General features: G+C 68.5%; 15 protein-coding genes. 5 read left to right on the forward strand and 10 right to left on the reverse strand.

What is annotated here, in order from left to right; translation table 11 throughout:
• Positions 1–304: 304 nt before the first annotated feature.
• On the reverse strand, positions 305–1849 hold the full coding sequence (locus ACWF7A_RS43510; protein WP_452256322.1) for an FAD-binding oxidoreductase: 1545 nt from the start codon (positions 1847–1849) through the stop codon (positions 305–307).
• Between the two features lie 16 nt (positions 1850–1865).
• Between ACWF7A_RS43510 and ACWF7A_RS43515 the strand changes: the two genes are divergently transcribed.
• Both ACWF7A_RS43515 and ACWF7A_RS43520 read left to right on the forward strand, forming a co-directional pair.
• Entirely contained in the window at positions 1866–2441 is a 576-nt protein-coding gene (locus ACWF7A_RS43515; RefSeq protein WP_452256323.1) for a TetR/AcrR family transcriptional regulator, read from the forward strand.
• Complete coding sequence (locus ACWF7A_RS43520; RefSeq protein WP_452256324.1) at positions 2438–3823, forward strand: glycerol-3-phosphate dehydrogenase/oxidase; 1386 nt, start codon at positions 2438–2440, stop codon at positions 3821–3823. The genes ACWF7A_RS43515 and ACWF7A_RS43520 overlap by 4 nt, the downstream gene beginning before the upstream one ends.
• A 60-nt stretch (positions 3824–3883) precedes the next feature.
• Here the strand turns inward: ACWF7A_RS43520 and ACWF7A_RS43525 are convergent, their stop codons facing one another.
• Genes ACWF7A_RS43525 through ACWF7A_RS43535 form a run of 3 tightly spaced genes read right to left on the reverse strand, consistent with a single transcriptional unit; the run spans position 3884 to position 6343 of the window.
• Positions 3884–5566, reverse strand: a complete 1683-nt coding sequence (locus ACWF7A_RS43525; protein ID WP_452256325.1) for a WXG100 family type VII secretion target — start codon at positions 5564–5566, stop codon at positions 3884–3886.
• Positions 5563–5871, reverse strand: a complete 309-nt coding sequence (locus tag ACWF7A_RS43530) for a type VII secretion target (RefSeq protein ID WP_452256326.1) — start codon at positions 5869–5871, stop codon at positions 5563–5565. The genes ACWF7A_RS43525 and ACWF7A_RS43530 overlap by 4 nt, the downstream gene beginning before the upstream one ends.
• Before the next feature lie 19 nt (positions 5872–5890).
• Positions 5891–6343: a YbaB/EbfC family nucleoid-associated protein gene (locus ACWF7A_RS43535; RefSeq protein ID WP_452256327.1), complete on the reverse strand. Its 453-nt coding sequence runs from the start codon at positions 6341–6343 to the stop codon at positions 5891–5893.
• 129 nt (positions 6344–6472) lie between these two features.
• Between ACWF7A_RS43535 and ACWF7A_RS43540 the strand changes: the two genes are divergently transcribed.
• Entirely contained in the window at positions 6473–7381 is a 909-nt protein-coding gene (locus ACWF7A_RS43540; protein WP_452256328.1) for an ABC transporter ATP-binding protein, read from the forward strand.
• The gene (locus tag ACWF7A_RS43545; protein WP_452256329.1) at positions 7378–8559 is read left to right on the forward strand and encodes an ABC transporter permease; all 1182 of its coding nucleotides are present in this window, start codon (positions 7378–7380) and stop codon (positions 8557–8559) included. The genes ACWF7A_RS43540 and ACWF7A_RS43545 overlap by 4 nt, the downstream gene beginning before the upstream one ends.
• Here the strand turns inward: ACWF7A_RS43545 and ACWF7A_RS43550 are convergent.
• From ACWF7A_RS43550 to ACWF7A_RS43570, 5 genes are all read right to left on the reverse strand, one after another.
• Positions 8549–9793: a cryptochrome/photolyase family protein gene (locus tag ACWF7A_RS43550; RefSeq protein ID WP_452256330.1), complete on the reverse strand. Its 1245-nt coding sequence runs from the start codon at positions 9791–9793 to the stop codon at positions 8549–8551. The two genes, ACWF7A_RS43545 and ACWF7A_RS43550, sit on opposite strands and share 11 nt — an antisense overlap.
• Before the next feature lie 9 nt (positions 9794–9802).
• Complete coding sequence (locus tag ACWF7A_RS43555; protein ID WP_452256331.1) at positions 9803–10168, reverse strand: hypothetical protein; 366 nt, start codon at positions 10166–10168, stop codon at positions 9803–9805.
• A gap of 79 nt (positions 10169–10247) precedes the next feature.
• Complete coding sequence (locus ACWF7A_RS43560) at positions 10248–11561, reverse strand: citrate synthase (RefSeq protein WP_452256332.1); 1314 nt, start codon at positions 11559–11561, stop codon at positions 10248–10250.
• Between the two features lie 224 nt (positions 11562–11785).
• Positions 11786–12718, reverse strand: a complete 933-nt coding sequence (locus ACWF7A_RS43565; RefSeq protein WP_452256333.1) for a carbohydrate kinase family protein — start codon at positions 12716–12718, stop codon at positions 11786–11788.
• 5 nt (positions 12719–12723) lie between these two features.
• Entirely contained in the window at positions 12724–13314 is a 591-nt protein-coding gene (locus tag ACWF7A_RS43570) for a TetR/AcrR family transcriptional regulator (RefSeq protein ID WP_452256334.1), read from the reverse strand.
• A gap of 83 nt (positions 13315–13397) precedes the next feature.
• Between ACWF7A_RS43570 and ACWF7A_RS43575 the strand changes: the two genes are divergently transcribed.
• Complete coding sequence (locus ACWF7A_RS43575; RefSeq protein WP_452256335.1) at positions 13398–14537, forward strand: acyl-CoA dehydrogenase family protein; 1140 nt, start codon at positions 13398–13400, stop codon at positions 14535–14537.
• Here the strand turns inward: ACWF7A_RS43575 and ACWF7A_RS43580 are convergent.
• The gene (locus tag ACWF7A_RS43580) at positions 14534–15745 is read right to left on the reverse strand and encodes an amidohydrolase (protein WP_452256336.1); all 1212 of its coding nucleotides are present in this window, start codon (positions 15743–15745) and stop codon (positions 14534–14536) included. The genes ACWF7A_RS43575 and ACWF7A_RS43580 overlap by 4 nt on opposite strands.
• Positions 15746–15997: the final 252 nt, after the last annotated feature.

Consider the following 15997-nt stretch of genomic DNA (forward strand, 5'->3'; position numbering starts at 1 on the left):
GGCAGCCGCTCAAAGCAACAGGCGTGCCATCAACCCGCGAGCAGCGCTGGCCCCCTGATCAGATTGCCGGGGGTCTGGGGGCAGAGCCCCCAGGGGAAGCACTCAAAGCAAAGGTGGCCGCCCGCAAGGTGACCCACGCAAAGGTCGCCCCACGCCAAGGCAGCCCACTGCAGAGGTCAGCCCCACGCAGACGTCAGCCCCACGCCAAGGCAGCCCACCGCAGAGGTCAGCCCCACGCAGACGTCAGCCCCACGCCAGGTCAGCCCACCACCAGGTCAGCCCACCGCAAAAGGCCAGATGCGCCTCAAATCAACTTCCCAGGGTTCAAAATCCCAGTCGGATCAACCCGATCCTTCACAGCCTTCAAAACCCCCACCCCCACCCCACCGATCTCCTTCTCCAACCAGGGAAGGTGATCCCGCCCAACAGCATGGTGATGGGTGATGGTCCCCAACCGGGAAATGGCCTCAGAAGCAGCAACCTTGGCCCGCCCCCACTGCCCCACAGGATCCTCGAGATCCCGAGGCACCAACACGGTGAAGTACAACGAGCCCCCAGTCTCATAAGCATGCGAGACATGGCACATGACCACCGGGTCCCCCAACTCGGCGACCAGAGCGGCACGAACAGCCTCACGCAACTCGGAAACCCGAGACCACCGAGTAGCGGTCTCCAAGGTCTCGACACAAACGCCGGCATCGATCAGAGCGTCCCGCTGCCGAGGCCCGTTGAACCGCCCGTGCAACCAGGACGCCCCCATGGCCCGCCCCAGTCGAACGACCTTGTGCCCGCTCAAAGCACTCATGGTCGCTGCACGAGACCGGCACTCCCACCCCAAGATCACCAAACAGGGCGCCTTGACCCCCCGCACCCGCAGGTACTTCCGCACAAGATCGGCCTTGGAACCAGCCAGCGCCAGCGCGACCTCGGTCTCGTCCACATCGGACAATCGAGTCACATCAGCCAACGCCCCGGCCTGAGCCAGCGACCGGACGAGCGCGACCCCGGCCTCCCACCCGTCGACCACGAACCCCTCGTACCGAGGCTCGGCAGGCACAGGCCGAACCCGGACAGAGACCTCGGTGATAACTCCGAAGAGCCCTTCACTGCCAAGAACCAGCTGCTTCAGATCAGGCCCGGCAGCAGAGGCGGGAGCACCCCCGGCCACCCATTCCCCCACGGGGGTGGCGACGCGAACCGACTCGACCATGTCCTCGAACCGTCCGTACCCGGACGACGCCTGCCCGGCGGACCGAGTAGCGGCGAACCCGCCGATGGTCGCCCGCTCGAACGACTGCGGCACATGGCCGAGCGTGAACCCGTGCTCCCCCAGCAACTTCTCGGCTTCGGGCGCGGTGACCCCGGCCTGCAGCACGGCGACCCGGGAAACCGGATCGACGGAGACGAGCCGCCCGAGTCCGGCAAGATCCAGTGCGACGACAGCGGACTTGCCCCCGCGCAACGCCTCGACCCCGCCCACCACGGACGTCCCGCCGCCGAACGGAACCACGGCGACGTCGTACTCGACGCAAACCGATAGAACCTCGGCAACGTCCTCAGGCGAAGAAGGCAGCACGACGGCATCGGGCACGACCACCTCCCCATGCCCGCGGTGTCGCAGCAGATCGAGGTAGGACAGCCCACCAGCCCGCCCGACCCGGTCCGCGTCCTCCACGGACACGGCACAGACAGCCTCCAACGCCGTGAAGGCATCAGCAGTCAGCGCGGAGGGCGGCACCTCGACGGGCACCTCGGCAAGAGGCTCCCCCAGCCCGACGCGCTGGCTGAGCCAAGCCAGCGCATGAGGAGGCAACGGCACTGTTTCGGAGGTCCATCGAGCCCTGGTCACTGCTACAGTGTTACATATGACGTCTCAACGTCACACCCACGACGCTCTGCTCGACGCCACCCGTGAGTGTGTTCTGGAGGTGGGGGTCCGCCGGACCACCCTCACCGACGTGGCGAAACGAGCCAACGTGAGCCGCATGACGCTCTACCGGCGCTACCCGGACGTCGACCACCTCGTCAGGGCCCTGATGACCAGGGAGTTCGCCGCCCTGCTGGAACAGGTCGAGCAGACGGGCAGCCACGGCAACGCCCGCGAGCAGCTCGTGAAACGCGCCGTCGACGCCATCCGGCTGCTCGAGGCCAACCCGCTGATGCAGCGCGTCCTGCAGCTCGACGCGGACCTGATGCTCCCGTACCTCACCGAGCGCCTGGGCAGCACACAACGGCTGGTCGAGCAGTTCCTGGTCGCGCAGATCGAGGCCGGGCACCTCGACGGCTCGATCCGCTTCGGCGACGCGAAGACCCAGGCCAGGGTCGTGCTGCTGAGCACGCAGTCGATGGTCCTGAGCACCAGGCCGGTGACGTCCGGGCTCGACTTCACCTCGCTCCTCGAAGAGCTCGCCAAGCAGCTGGACGGAGCCCTGAAGCCGTGAACACGTCCCTGAACGCCGCGAGGCGCCTGCAAGATCTCGAAGCAGCGCAACGGGAGATCGCCGACGTGCTCGTCATCGGCGGCGGGGTCACGGGCGCCGGCGTCGCTCTCGACGCGGCCTCCCGGGGCCTGAGGACCGTGCTGCTGGAGGCGCACGACCTGGCGTTCGGGACATCGCGGTGGTCCAGCAAGCTCGTGCACGGCGGCCTGCGCTACCTCGCGAAGGGCGACGTGCGGCTCGCGCACGAGAGCGCCGTCGAGCGCGGCATCCTGATGACCAGGACGGCACCGCACCTCACCCGCACGTTGCCGATGCTGTTCCCCCTGCACGCCACCGCGGGTCACTTCGTCATGTCGGGTTTCCGCGCCGGCAACGCGTTGCGCATGGCCGCACGCACGCCGTCGGACGTGCTGCCGGGTCCTCGCCGCGTGCCCAGGCACGAAGCCCTCGCGCTGGTCCCGGGACTGGCTCCGGAAGAGCTCACCGGCGGACTCCTGAGCTACGACGGCCAGCTCGTCGACGACGCCCAGCTCGTGGTGGCGCTGGCCAGGACGGCCGCCGGACAGGGCGCCAAGATCATCACCCGCGCGAAGGTCCTGACGCTGCAAGGCGATGGAGCCGAAGCACAGGACACGCTCACCGGCACCACCTTCAGCATCAGGGCCAAGGCGGTGATCAACGCGACCGGCGTCTGGGCCGGCACGCTCGCCCCGGTGCAGCTGCGCCCGTCCCGCGGCTCCCACCTGGTGATCGACGCGAGGAGCGCGGGCCTCACCGGCACGGCGCTGACCATCCCGGTCCCCGGCGAGCGCAACCGCTACGCACTCCTGCTGCCCCAGGCGAACGGCCGCGCGTACCTCGGCCTCACCGACGAGCCGGTGGACGACATCCCGGACGTGCCGCAGGTTCCGGAGTCCGATGTGGACTTCCTGCTCACGACCGCATCCCACGTCCTGCGACGAAAGCTCACCCGCGACGACGTGATCGGCAGCTACGCGGGCCTGCGCCCGTTGCTGGAGGCCCAGGGCCAGACCGCGGACCTCTCACGGCACCACGCGGTGCTGACCGCGCCGAACGGCGTGATCACGGTCGTCGGCGGCAAGCTCACCACCTACCGCAGGATGGCGGCGGACGCGGTCGACGCGACGAACCTGACGCAGGTCCCCTGCCGCACCAAGGACATCCGCCTGGTCGACGACAGGCCCGCACCGACCACGCCGATCGCACCCGGCGTCACCGAGGCCGACGTCGTCCACGCGATCCGGCACGAGGGCGCGCTCGACGCCGACGACGTCCTCGACCGGCGCACCCGCATCGGCCTGGTGCCGAAGGACCGCGAGAAGGCCGCACCGGAGATCGCGAAGCTCCTGACGAACGCATGAAAAACGGGGCGTCCGCGAGGGCCGCCCCGTTTCAGCGCAAGAACTCAGAAGGTGGTCAGCTCACTCGCCGATGACCGGCTTCGCGGCCTTCGGCGGCTCGACCAGGGACTCGCCCTCGATCCGCACCTTGCGCTTGTGCTCGTTGCTGCCGCCCTGCTGACCGGCGGCGCCGGCCATCGGAGCGCCACCCATCATGCCGCCCATGCCGGCGCCACCCTTGGCACCGCCACCGGCACCACCGGCGGCCGCGGCAGCGGCCGGAGCCGCGCCACCGCTGCCCTGCGCCATGACGCCCGCGGCGCCACCGAACTGCGTGGCCGAGGTACCACCGGCGCCACCGCCACCGGCAGGGCCGCCGCCGAAGCCGCCCGGAGGCATACCGCCACCGCCGCCTCCGCCGCCGCCACCCTTGGGCCCGCCACCGGCACCGCCACCGGCACCGCCACCGGCGCCGCCCGAGGCGGCGGTCGCGGCGTGGTCGGTCGTCGTCGGCCGGTACCAGTCGGAGCTGGGCACGGCCGGCGGGATGCCGACCGAGGGGGGCTTGACCCCGGTGTTGCCACCGGCCGTCGTGGTCGTGTCGGGCTCCCAGTGACCGGGCACCCAGCGACCGCCGGTGCCGCCGCCACTCGAACCGCCGCCGGGGCCGGGCACGTGGCCACCGCCGCCGCCACCGGGGTTGCCGGGCGTCGGGTAACCGGGGCCGGTGGGCGTGCCGGGAGGCGTGTAGATGGGACGCACAGGCGCGCCGCCGACGTTCCCCGTGCCACCCCCGCCGGGGGCGTAGCCGCCCTGGTCGACAGGGGTCCAGCCGGGCCGGACCTGCCCGCCGCCGGCAGCGGCCGAACCGGTGGACCCGCCACCGGCACTGCTGGTGATCGTGCTGCCCGCGTTGTTCCAGGCCTGCGACTGGTCGCCGCCGCGAATGCCGTCGAAGCCGCCCGCGGTGTTGCGGACGGAGCCGCCACCGCCACCCTTGGCGTTGTTCGCCATGGACGAGATCGCGTCGATGATCGTCTCGGCCGCCTTGGCGATCTGCGAGACCGACTGGATCAGCTTCAGCAGCTTCTGCACGGAGCCGACGAGCTTCTGCAGGAAGTCGGACAGCTTCTTCGCGTAGTTGACCGCGGTCGTGACGATGTCCGCGATCGCGCCCGCGATGGCCGCGCCGAAGGTCAGGAAGGACGCGGCCAGCCACTGGATGATCTTCATGACCATGTCCGAGACGGCCTGGCTGATGAGGTCCATGATCATCTTGCGGACCGTGCCGACGAGCTCGCCCGCACCCTTGACCGCGCCGGCGATGCCGTCGACCGACTTCGCGAGGGTCTCCAGGCCGGTCGCGTGCCGCTTGGCGGCGGCGCGGTAGCCGTCGGCCGCCTTGCCCTGCCACTCACGGGTCTGCGAGACGCAGATCTTCTCGTACTCGGTCGCGATGCCCTTGACCTGCTTGCCCGCGGACTTGAACGACTCGGACATCTTGGCGATCGACTCGGGGCTGCCGAGCAGCACGTCGAACGGCTCGCGCAGGAAGTCGACGTGCTGGATGGCCCAGCTGAAGCCCGCGGACAGGAAGCCGCTGAGGGGGTTCGAGCCGTTGCCGACCATGCTCATGGCGGCGTTCGCGATGCCGAGACCGCCGCTGACCCAGTCGCCGCTCTCGATCGACTGGTAGGCGTTCGAGATGTTGTTGAACAGCTGCGCGGTGTCACCGCTGCTGGACTGCGTCGCAGGGGCGTTCATCCCCGGCCTCCCTGGAAACCGAACATGTTGTCGAGGTCGACCTGCTCGTACTGCTCGACGGTCTGCTTGAGGCCGCTCGCCATGTCCATCAGAGAGTTCGCGGCCTTGCCGAGGCCGTCCTGGGACAGACCGGCCTCCTGCAGGACCTTCGACGCCAGGAACCCGAGGAACACGCCGAACGCCTCAGTCGTGAGGGCACCCGGATCGCACGTCTCGGTGGCCTTGCGCATCCGTTCCATGAGCCGGTCCACGTTCGCGGCGTGGGTTCTGAGCTCATCGATGTCGATGTTGAACTGCTGCTGCATGCCTAACCCCCTCCTGCACTCAGGCCATGACGTCGGGCGGGTTCGTGAAGTACTCGTCGTCGGGCCGGACGTCCTTGCGCTCCAACTCCGACTTCGGTTCCTCCTCGTCGGTTCCGTCGCCCTTGTATCCGTTCGGCATCTGCGCCTTCACGAACTCGAGCGCGGGGCTGTCACCGACGAAGTCCGTCATGATCTGGACGACGCGCCCGGAGGCGTCCCGCTGGGCCTTTGCCGAGGCTGCGAGCACTGCGGAGGCGATCTGGCTGGGGTCCATGCCGCGGGCTTCGGGCTTGATCTGGAGATCGGTCAGCACGCCTGTCGCGTTAACTGTCACCGTGATCAGGCCGTCTGGCGAGCTGGCGCTGCCACCCACACCACCGAGCTGGTCGCGGGCCTGTTCCGCGTGCTGCTTGGCCTGCTCGATCTTGGCCCCGTACTCCTTGAGCCACTGGTCCGGGTCAATGGGCTGCATGGTCACCCCCGTTGAGTGAATTGGTCGTTCGTTCGATTCGCCGTAGACGCCCGTATCGTTTCACTCGTTCCCTGCTCACCGATACTTTCAGTGCGATTACCGCCATCCGGGCTAACGAAGGGGTTCACCGTGCCTGAGGGAGTGCTGGAGATCGACAGGATCTCCAAGCGCTACGGGGAGGTCGTCGCCCTGCGGGACATGTCCTTCGACGTGCGCGCCGGCGAGCTCTTCGGGTTCGTCGGCAGCAACGGCGCCGGGAAGACCACGGCCATGCGCATCGCGCTGGGCGTGCTCGCGGCCGACTCCGGCGAGGTGCGGTGGAACGGCAGAACCGTCGACCTCGACACCCGGCGCCGGATCGGCTACATGCCGGAGGAGCGCGGCCTCTACCCGCGGATGAAGGTCCTGGACCAGCTGGTCTACCTCGCCGAGCTGCACGGCATGGGCACCAACGAGGCCCACACGAGCGCGGAGAACTGGATCGCCCGCCTCGGGCTGCGCGACCGCCGCACGGACGAGGTGCAGCGCCTGAGCCTCGGCAACCAGCAGCGCGTCCAGCTGGCCGCCGCGCTGGTGCACGAGCCGGACGTGCTGGTGCTCGACGAGCCGTTCTCCGGCCTCGACCCGGTCGCGGTGGACGTGATGAGCCAGGTGCTGCGCGAGAAGGCGTCCGCCGGGGTGCCCGTGGTGTTCTCGAGCCACCAGCTCGACCTGGTGGAACGGCTCTGCGACCGGGTCGGCATCGTCAGCGCGGGCTCCCTGGTCGCGAGCGGGTCGGTGGACGAGCTCCGGTCGGGTGGCGCATCTCGCCTCGTCGTGGAGTCGCCAACGACCGACTGGGCTGACACCCTGGACGCTGTGCGGGTGATCGAGAGGAACGGGACGCGGTGCGTCCTCGAGCTCGCCGACGGCACGGACGACCAGACGGTGCTGCACGCGGCGCTCGCGGCCGGCCCCGTGCACGAGTTCTCCCGGCAGCGCCCGTCGCTGACCGAGCTGTTCCGCAACGTGGTGACCACCGAGGGCAGGAACGCATGACGTCGGCCCGAGCGGTCTCCCTGGTCGCCAAACGCGAGTTCGTCGCGAAGGTGCGCACCAGGTCGTTCCTGATCGGCACGGCGGTGATCATCGCCGTGCTCGCCGGGTACGTGGTGCTGCAGTCGGTGCTGTTCGACGACCAGCAGCACAGCGTCGTCGGTCTCTCCGGGCAGGCGACCCAGCTCGCGGACCCGTTGCGGGAGAAGGCGAAGGCGTTCGGCATCGAGGTCGAGACGCGGGACGTCACGACCGCGGGCGACGCCGAGCAGCAGGTCAGGGACGGCGCGCTGGACGCGTTGGTGACCGGTGCGCCGCCGGAGCTGAAGATGATCGTCAAGGGCACCGGCGACGACGTGCTGGCGACGGCGCTGAACGACGTGCTGCGCCAGCAGGTGCTGACGGCGCAGCTCGCGGAGGCGGGCATCAACCCGCAGGAGGTCGCGCAGAGCCTCGCGAACGCCAACGTCGCCGTCACCGCGCTGGAACCCGTTGACCCGCAACGAGGTCAGCGTCTCGCGATCGGGTTGATCGTGGCCGCGCTGCTGTACTACTCGTTGCTGGTCTACGGGACGATGGTCGCGCAGGGCGTGGTGGAGGAGAAGTCCAGCCGGGTCGTGGAGATCCTGCTCGCGACCCTGCGGCCGTGGCAGTTGTTGCTGGGCAAGGTGGTCGGGCTCGGCGCGGTCGGTCTGCTGCAGCTGCTGGTGATCTCCACGGTCGGCCTGGGGCTGTCCTCCGCCTTCGACGTGATCGACGTCGGCGCGCTGGGCGGCGCGGCCCTGTTGACCGGCGTGCTCTGGTACCTGCTCGGGTTCTTCTTGTACGCCACCGTGTTCGCGGCCGCCGCGTCACTGGTGTCGAGGCAGGAGGAGCTGCAGTCCGTCCTGACGCCGATCAGCATGACGATCATCGTGGCGTTCGTGGCCGGCATCAACCTGATGATCGGCAGCCCCTCCGGCCCCACCGTGACGGTGCTGTCGATGCTGCCGCCGTTCGCCCCGATCCTGATGCCGGGCCGGATGGCGCTGGGCGTCGCACCGGCCTGGCAGGTGCTGGTCGCGGTCGTGCTGGCGCTGCTGGCCATCGCCGCGATCACGTGGCTCGGCGGCAAGGTCTACGCGAACGCCGTGCTGAGGACCGGCGCTCGCGTCAAGCTCCGCGAGGCGCTCAAGCTTTGATGGCCTGGTAGCGGTCGAGCGCCACCTGGCGTTCGACCGCGTGGTCGACGATCGGCGTGAGGCCCGGCGAGTCCGGTGCGTACTTCTTGACGTACGCGCCGTCCGGGTCGAACTTCTTGGCCTGCGTCATCGGGTTGAAGACGCGGAAGAACGGCGAGGCGTCCGTGCCGCTGCCCGCGACCCACTGCCAGTTGTGCTGGTTCGAGGCGATGTCGCCGTCGATCAGGTGCTCCATGAAGTGCCGCGCTCCCCACCACCACGGCAGGTGCAGGTCCTTGACGAGGAAGCTCGCGACGATCATGCGCACCCGGTTGTGCATGAAGCCTTCTTGCTTGAGCTGCCGCATGCCGGCGTCGACGATCGGGAAGCCCGTGCGGCCTTCCTTCCAGGCCTCGAAGAGCTCCTTGTCGTCGTCGAGCTCCATGCGGTCGAACTTGCGGTCGTAGTTCTCCCGCGCGGTCTCCGGCTTGTGCCACAGCACGTCGGCGTAGAACTCCCGCCACGCGAGCTCGCTGCGATACGTTCCGTCACAGTCCTGGAGCAACGTCCGCGGGTGCAGCACGCCCCACCGCAGGAACGCCGACATCCGGCTGGTGGCGTCCATGTCGGGCCGGTCGCGGGTCGTGTCGTAGTCCTGCAGGCGTTCGTCGCGGAACTTCTCCCACAGCCGCAGCGCGTCGGGGAGCTTCTCCTCGATCGCCGGGATCTTCGCGCTGTGCTCCGGCTTGATCCAGTCCAGAGTGGACGCGTCGGTGTCCGCGGGCTTGCGCCAGCCGTGCTCCAGCCAGGCGTTGCGGAACGGCGTGAAGACCTTGAACGGCGTGCCGTCCTGCTTGCGCACCCTGCCCGGCGCCACCGCGTAGGGCGAGCCGGACCGGACGAGTTCGATGTCCCCCAACGCTTCCTCGACGGCCTCATCGCGTTTGCGGCCGTACGGCGCGTAGTCCGCGGAGATGTGGACGCTGCCCGCGCCGATTTCCTTCGCGATGCGCGGAACGGTCTTCACCGGATCGCCGTGCACGACCATCAACCGGCCGCCGAGTTCTTCGTTCAACGCGTGCAAACAGCGGTGCAGGAAATCGATTCGCGGCTGCCCGGACGGTTTCAGCAACCTGTCGTCGAGAACGAACAACGCGAGTGCGCGAGGTGATCTTTCCGCCGCCGAGAGAATGGCGGGATGATCGGATGTCCGCAGGTCGCGGCGGAACCAGACGAGTGATGGGGAAGAACTCACGCTCCGACGCTAAAGCGACCGGGACCGATCTGCATGACGGACATCCTCGGCCGCGAGCTCGAGGGTGATCAGCCGCATCATGCGCAGGAGCCTGCCCCAGTAGTGCGCCGCGTAGGGCCGGTAGTGCTCCGACTGCGGATCGGCGAACAGCGGGACGACTTTGCGCAGGTCGTCGAGGCAGCGTGGCGCCGCCCAGCGGGTGGTCTCGCTGGGTTCGTCGGCGTCTGCCAGCCAACTGGACGCACAACCGGCCGCGTCCGCGTCGACCATGATCAGCTCGACGCCCGCGATGTTCACTCCCCGCAGGCCGTTCGGGTACCGCATCTTCCTGTGCTGCTCGTACAACCGAGCGACTTCAGCCCGCACGTCCGTCACGCACCACCCCCAGCAACACGAAAGCGCGCCACCCCAACGGGTGACGCGCCCTCAGCTTGCCAGAAGAACTAGCCCGTGATCAGCGGTTCTCCATCGCGATGAAGTCGCGCTCGGTCGGGCCGGTGTAGATCTGCCGCGGACGGCCGATCTTCGTGGCCGGGTCGTTGATCATCTCGCGCCAGTGCGCGATCCAGCCGGGGAGCCGGCCGAGCGCGAACAGCACGGTGAAGAACTTCGTCGGGAAGCCCATCGCCCGGTAGATCAGACCCGTGTAGAAGTCCACGTTCGGGTAGAGCTTGCGGGAGATGAAGTAGTCGTCGCTCAGGGCGGCTTCTTCCAGCTGCTTCGCGATGTCGAGCAGCTGGTCGTCGGCGCCGAGCTTGCCGAGGATCTCGTCGGCCGTCTTCTTGATGATCGCGGCGCGCGGGTCGTAGTTCTTGTAGACCCGGTGGCCGAAGCCCATCAGGCGGACGCCGTCCTCCTTGTTCTTCACCTTGTTGACGAACGACTTCACGTCGCCGCCGTCGTTCTTGATCTTCTCCAGCATCTCCAGCACCGCGCTGTTCGCGCCGCCGTGCAGCGGGCCGAACAGGGCGTTGATGCCCGCGGAGATCGAGGCGAAGAGGTTCGCCTCGGAGGAGCCGACCAGGCGCACGGTCGACGTGGAGCAGTTCTGCTCGTGGTCGGCGTGCAGGATGAAGAGCAGGTCGAGCGCGCGGACCAGGTCCGGGTCGAGGTCGTAGGCCTCGGCCGGGAACCCGAAGGTCATCCGCAGGAAGTTCTCCACCAGGCCCAGCGAGTTGTCCGGGTAGAGGAACGGCTGGCCGACCGACTTCTTGTACGCGTAGGCCGCGATGGTCGGCAGCTTGGCGAGAAGGCGGATCGTGGAGATCTCCACCTGGTTCGCGTCGAACGGCGACAGCGAGTCCTGGTAGAAGGTCGACAGCGCGGAGACCGCGGACGACAGCACCGGCATCGGGTGCGCGTCGCGCGGGAAGCCGTCGAAGAAGCGCTTGAGGTCCTCGTGCAGCAGCGTGTGCCTGCTGATCTTGGAGGAGAAGTCCTCGAGCTGCGCGGCGGTCGGAAGCTCGCCGTAGATGAGGAGGTAGGAGACCTCCGCGAAGTTCGAGCGCGCGGCCAACTGCTCGATCGGATACCCGCGGTAACGCAGAATTCCGGCGTCACCGTCGATGTAGGTGATCTCGGAGGAGCAGGAGGCGGTGTTGACGAAACCGGTGTCCAGGGTTACCAGACCGGTGGTCGACAGCAGCTTGCCGAGTTCGATGCCGGACGCGCCTTCGGACGCCGGCACCACCTTCATCTCGAGCTCTCCGCCCTCATGGCGCAGCGCGACGGTCTGTGGGTCGGTCGGCGCAGTCGTCGCGTCGGGCATTCAAGTCCCTCTCAACGCTCGGACGGGGTGGCGGCGGCCAGCACAGGCCGCCGTCGTCTCGGACCACCCCGTTGGGATCTGAGTCTTCAAGTCCACTCACGCTAGTCGGCGAAAGGCCCGCCTCGCAGCAGCGGTGTGAACCGATTCTGTGAGATGGGACCGGCATCACATCCGTAATGCCAGGTTTCCAGCGCGGCTACCCCACGGTAGTCGGATCCTCCGTTTTATCCAGCCAACGCGGCGGTGAGTTCGCTCGCAAAGGGCGGCTCAGCACCCGCACGGGAACATGTGATCGCGGCGGCCGCACCGGCGTACGTCAATGCGGCGGTCCATTCCTCCGCGGAGAGGCCGCGGATCTTCTCCGCGCTCAACGCGTCGTGGTCGTGCAGCCACGCGAGCAGGGAACCCTGCACCGTGTCGCCCGCCCCGATCGTGTCGACCACGTCCACCTTCACGGGTGGCACGTCGACCTGTCCGGTGGCGGTGATGACGGACAGACCGTCACCACCTTTCGTCAGGACCACGGCGGCGGGTCCCTGTGAAATCCACGTCCTTGCGATCTCGATCACGTCGTCGTCCTCGGCGAGCCACCGCGCGTCCTCGACCGAGAGCTTGAGCAGACCGACGTCCGGCAGCCACGAGCGGAACCGCGCCCGATATGCGCCCGGATCGTGGATGAGACCCGCCCGGATGTTGGGGTCGAGCGCCGTGAGCAAGCGCTTGCTCTCGCGCCGCAGCACCGTCTCGTAGACCGAGGCGCCGGGCTCCAGCACGAGGCTGAGCGTGCCGAACGACACGGCCTTCGCCTCGGCGGGCAGCGGGCCGGGGTCCTCGACGAGCCGGTCGGCGGTGCCGTCGACGTAGAACGCGTAGCGCGCGGAACCGTCCTCCGCGAGGCCCACGACGGCGAGCGTGGTGTTCTCCGGTCCACGTTGGACCAGATCCGTGCCCACCTTCGACTCGTGCAGCCGCTTGACCAACTGCTCGCCGAAGTGATCGGTCGACACCCGCGACAGGAAGGCCGTCGGCACGTCCAGCCGCCCGAGTGCGACGGCCACGTTGTACGGCCCGCCACCGAGCTTCGGCGCGAGCGGCGTGAGCTCGTCGTCCCCCACCGGCACCATGTCGACCAGAGCCTCACCAGCAACCACGATCACGCGCTCTACTCCTTCTGGGAGACCCCGTTCCTCTGAAGCCCATCCAACAACAGTTCGCCCAGCGCGGTGAACGCCTCGGCGTCCGAAACGCCTGCCCGTTTCGTGAGGACCCCGGTCTGGATGCCCTCGATGAGCAGCCCGGCCATCTCGGCGAACAACGTGGCGTGCACCTCACGGAACACGTGCCGCTCCACACCGTCCTGGATGAACGCCTTGATGCGCTCGGCGGCAGCGCGCGCGTTGCGCTCGTACGTGGCGCGCGTGGGCGGGAAGTCGGACACGTCCGCGATGAACGCCGCCGACGCCTTGCTCAGCTCCTCCGCGGCCCCCGCGAGGTAGCTGCCGATGCGTTTGCGCACGTCGTTGAGGCCCGCGATGCGCTTCTCGATGCGTTCGGCGGCGCCTTTGAAGTACCGGCCGACGACCCGGACCGCCAGCTGCTCCTTGCTGCCGGCGAGCGCGTACAGCGTCGATTTCGAGCAGTGCAGCCTGCCCGCGATGTCGTCCAGGGTGAAATGTCCGAAGCCCTCGGCGAGGAACAACGCCTCCAACCGGGTGAGCAGCTCGGCCTGCCGCTGCGTGAGAGCCCGCGTCATGGTGAGGACCCTGCCACATTCACTGGCTGCTGTACTGCACAACGCACTAGAGTACAGCTACCAGTACACACCGGAGGTCGACGATGCCCGCCGAGCGGTTGCTCCCCACCCAAGAGGCCGAGGACCTGATCGCGCTGGTCAAGGAGATCGCGCGGGACGAGCTGAAGCCCCACGCCGCGGACGCCGAGGAGAACGAGAAGTTCCCCCGCGACGCGTTCCGCCTGCTGGGCAGGTCCGGTCTGCTGGGCCTGCCGTACCCCGAGGAGTTCGGCGGCGGCGAGCAGCCCTACGAGGTGTACCTGCAGGCCCTCGAAGAGGTCGCCTCCGCGTGGATGACGGTCGCCGTGGGCCTCTCCGTGCACGTGATGTCGTGCTACGGCCTCGCCACCTTCGGCACCCGCGAGCAGCAGGACCGCTGGCTCCCCGAGATGCTCGAGGGCGAGCTGCTGGGCGGCTACGCGCTGTCCGAGGTCCAGGCGGGCTCCGACCCGTCCGCCATGTCGACGCGGGCGGTCCGCAAGGGCTCCGAGTACGTCGTGAACGGCACCAAGGCGTGGATCACCCACGCGGGCGCCGCCGACTTCTACACCCTGATGGCCCGCACCAGCCCGGACGCCGGACGGGGCATCTCCTGCTTCCTGTCCCCCGGCGAGGCCCAGGGCATCACCGCGGCCACCCCGGAACGCAAGATGGGCCTGACCGGTTCCATCACCGCGCAGCTCGCGTTCGACGACGTCCACTTCGGCACGGACCGCCTGATCGGCAACGAGGGCGACGGCCTGAAGATCGCACTGTCCGCTTTGGACTCGGGCCGCCTCGGCATCGCGGCCTGCGCGGTGGGCCTGGCCCAGGCAGCGCTGGACGAGGCCGTCGCGTACGCCAAGACCCGCACCCAGTTCGGCCGCCCGATCATCGAGTTCCAGGGCCTCGAGTTCCTGCTGGCCGACATGGCCGCGGCGGTCGAGTCGGCCAGGGCGACGTACCTGATGGCCGCCCGCCGCCGGGACCGCGGCCTCCCGTTCCGCCAGCAGGCGTCGATCGCCAAGCTCATCGCCACGGACGCGGCGATGAAGGTGACGACCGACGCCGTCCAGGTGCTCGGCGGCGCCGGCTACACCCGCGACTTCCCGGTGGAGCGCTACATGCGCGAGGCGAAGGTCCTGCAGATCTTCGAGGGCACCAACCAGATCCAGCGCCTCGTCATCGGCCGGGGCCTCCGCTAGTTCGCCTCGCGGTAGAAGGGGTCGGCCACGACCCCTTCGCCCTTGGCCTCGTTCCACGTGTAGACCTCGCGCCCCTGCACGAACACCTGCAGCGCACGGCTCATCACGTCGAGCGGGTCCCCGGACCAGATCACGACGTCGCCGTCCAGCCCGGGCTTCAAAGACCCGACGCGGTCGTCCAGTCCCATGATCCGCGCGGGGTTGGTCGTGATCGACCGCAGCGCGACGTCGCTGTCGAGCCCTTCCTTCACCGCCAGCGTGGCCTGGTGCACCAGGAAGTGAATGGGCACAACGGGATGGTCGGTCGTGATGGCCAGCTCCACCCCTGCCCGGGCGAGGATGCCGGGGTTGCGCAGCCCGCGGTTCCGAAGCTCCACTTTGGACCGGCTGGTGAACAGCGGCCCGATGATCACCGGAATCTGCTTGTCGGCGATGACATCCGCGATCAGATGCCCTTCGGTACCGTGGTTGAGGATCAGCCGGTACCCGAACTCCTCGGACAACCGGATCGCCGTGGCGATGTCGTCGGCCCGGTGCGCGTGCTGACACCAGCCCAGCTCACCGCTCAGCACCTTGCCGAGGATCTCCATGGTGTTGTCCCGGTCGAAGGCCTTGCCGTCCTTCTCGGCCTCGGCCTTCTTGACGGCGTAGTCCTGCGCCTTGGTGAGCTGGTCGCGAATGACCGCCGCAACACCCTGCCGGGTGGACGGCAACTTCCCCTTCTCGCCGTACACCCGCTTGGGGTTCTCACCGAGCGCGCTCTTCACGCTGACGGGCTCCTTGACGAGCATCTCGTCGACGGTCCGCCCCCAACACTTGATCGCGACCGTCTGCCCACCGATGGGGTTGCCGGACCCGGGCTTGATCACCGCCGTGGTGACACCACCACTGAGCGCGTCGGCAAAACCGAGGTCAGCAGGGTTGATCGCGTCAAGCGCCCGCATCCGAGCCCCGACCGGATCCGTCATCTCGTTGGTGTCCTGGCCGGCCCAGCCCTCGGCCTCCTCGTGGACGCCGATGTGCCCGTGCGCCTCGACGAAGCCGGGCAGCACCCAGGCCCCGTCCGCGTCGACGACCTGGATCCCGTCGGGAATCTCGACGTCGGCCCCGACCGCGACGATCTTCCCGTCCTGGATGAGGACGGTGCCGCCTTCGACGGGCTCACCATCGACGGGCACGACATAGCCACCGGTGATCGCGATGTTCATGGTTAGCAACGCTAACGGTTACCTGGGAACTCGGCCACCCCTGACCGCACGCAATACCGAAGGCGAGCCACCCCAAACAAGCGATGTCGAAGGCAAGCCGCCCAAGCAAGCGATGCCGAAGGCGAGCAGTCTTTCCATAAGGGCTGGGCGGTGGGGTCCCATCACGAGTCGCGCCACAGCTCTTGCTGCATCAGAGAAGGGGGGGGGAAACCCCCCCCGTATAGGGGGGGTGTGAACCCAAAGAATTTTTTG

Source organism: Lentzea sp. NPDC055074 (genome assembly GCF_053608005.1).

What these genes read in the sequence shown, in the direction of transcription:
- ACWF7A_RS43515 (WP_452256323.1), top strand. Translation starts at nt 1,866, where the DNA reads ATGACGTCTCAACGTCACACCCACGACGCTCTGCTCGACGCCACCCGT.
- ACWF7A_RS43525 (WP_452256325.1), bottom strand. Translation starts at nt 5,566, where the DNA reads ATGAACGCCCCTGCGACGCAGTCCAGCAGCGGTGACACCGCGCAGCTG.
- ACWF7A_RS43530 (WP_452256326.1), bottom strand. Translation starts at nt 5,871, where the DNA reads ATGCAGCAGCAGTTCAACATCGACATCGATGAGCTCAGAACCCACGCC.
- ACWF7A_RS43535 (WP_452256327.1), bottom strand. Translation starts at nt 6,343, where the DNA reads ATGCAGCCCATTGACCCGGACCAGTGGCTCAAGGAGTACGGGGCCAAG.
- ACWF7A_RS43545 (WP_452256329.1), top strand. Translation starts at nt 7,378, where the DNA reads ATGACGTCGGCCCGAGCGGTCTCCCTGGTCGCCAAACGCGAGTTCGTC.
- ACWF7A_RS43560 (WP_452256332.1), bottom strand. Translation starts at nt 11,561, where the DNA reads ATGCCCGACGCGACGACTGCGCCGACCGACCCACAGACCGTCGCGCTG.
- ACWF7A_RS43570 (WP_452256334.1), bottom strand. Translation starts at nt 13,314, where the DNA reads ATGACGCGGGCTCTCACGCAGCGGCAGGCCGAGCTGCTCACCCGGTTG.
- ACWF7A_RS43575 (WP_452256335.1), top strand. Translation starts at nt 13,398, where the DNA reads ATGCCCGCCGAGCGGTTGCTCCCCACCCAAGAGGCCGAGGACCTGATC.
- ACWF7A_RS43580 (WP_452256336.1), bottom strand. Translation starts at nt 15,745, where the DNA reads ATGAACATCGCGATCACCGGTGGCTATGTCGTGCCCGTCGATGGTGAG.